This window comes from Stenotrophomonas sp. YIM B06876, assembly GCF_030711595.1.
Classification (GTDB): Bacteria; Pseudomonadota; Gammaproteobacteria; order Xanthomonadales; family Xanthomonadaceae; genus Stenotrophomonas.
The window spans coordinates 1-400 of the sequence record NZ_JAUJUJ010000599.1 but is presented as its reverse complement, the minus strand read 5'-3'; the positions used below and the strand labels follow the sequence as shown (position 1 = coordinate 400).

The 400-nt window shown below is 64.8% G+C and carries 1 protein-coding gene; it reads right to left on the bottom strand.

What is annotated here, in order from left to right:
• Positions 1 to 157: 157 nt before the first annotated feature.
• Positions 158 to 400 (bottom strand): hypothetical protein (locus QZH66_RS18660; protein WP_305807272.1); only part of this gene is annotated, 243 nt, incomplete at its 5' end.

The following is a 400-nucleotide window of genomic DNA, read 5'->3' as shown; positions in this document are numbered from 1 at the left end:
GGTGGCGGCCAGCAGGGCGGGCCGGCGAAGGGGGCGGGCAAACGGAGTCATCGATCAAACCTCGGGCTGGGTGGGTGAATGGACGCGGGCACAAAAAAGCCCGCTGGCAAGCGGGCGATTTTGCGGCAAAGACCGGGCCAACCCGGCGCTCTATGCCTCAGGCAGCCTTGGCAGCGCTCTTGTGGGTCTTTTTCTTGGCAACCTTCTTGTGGGTGCTCTTGGCCTTGGTGGTCTTGGCCGCAGGAGCTGCCGTGGCGGCGGGTGCCGTGGCGGTCGCTGGAGCGGGCATGGTGGCCGGTGCGGCGGGGGCTGGCGTTTGCGCAAATGCACCTGCGGCAAACAGACCGGCGATCAGGGTAGCGAGGATTTTGCTCATATAAGCCTTCAATGTGTGACAGGT